The sequence below is a fragment of the Bacillus sp. J41TS8 genome (assembly GCF_018333035.1).
Taxonomy (GTDB): Bacteria; Bacillota; Bacilli; order Bacillales; family Bacillaceae; genus Bacillus; species Bacillus paralicheniformis.
In genome coordinates this window covers 1-619 of the sequence record NZ_BORF01000043.1, presented here as the reverse complement: position 1 = coordinate 619, position 619 = coordinate 1, and the positions used below count along the sequence as shown (strand labels likewise).

Genomic DNA, 619 nt, shown 5'->3' with positions numbered 1-619 from the left:
CCTCGATCGATTAGTATCTGTCAGCTCCATGTGTCGCCACACTTCCACCTCAGACCTATCAACCTGATCATCTTTCAGGGATCTTACTTCCTTGCGGAATGGGAAATCTCATCTTGAGGGGGGCTTCATGCTTAGATGCTTTCAGCACTTATCCCGTCCGCACATAGCTACCCAGCGATGCCCTTGGCAGAACAACTGGTACACCAGCGGTGCGTCCATCCCGGTCCTCTCGTACTAAGGACAGCTCCTCTCAAATTTCCTGCGCCCGCGACGGATAGGGACCGAACTGTCTCACGACGTTCTGAACCCAGCTCGCGTACCGCTTTAATGGGCGAACAGCCCAACCCTTGGGACCGACTACAGCCCCAGGATGCGATGAGCCGACATCGAGGTGCCAAACCTCCCCGTCGATGTGGACTCTTGGGGGAGATAAGCCTGTTATCCCCGGGGTAGCTTTTATCCGTTGAGCGATGGCCCTTCCATGCGGAACCACCGGATCACTAAGCCCGACTTTCGTCCCTGCTCGACTTGTAGGTCTCGCAGTCAAGCTCCCTTGTGCCTTTACACTCTGCGAATGATTTCCAACCATTCTGAGGGAACCTTTGGGCGCCTCCGTTAC

General features: G+C 55.4%; 1 rRNA gene. It reads right to left on the bottom strand.

The annotated features are described in order from the left end of the window. Position 1 precedes the first annotated feature (1 nt). Positions 2-619, bottom strand: a 23S ribosomal RNA gene (locus KI350_RS22750); the annotation flags it as partial.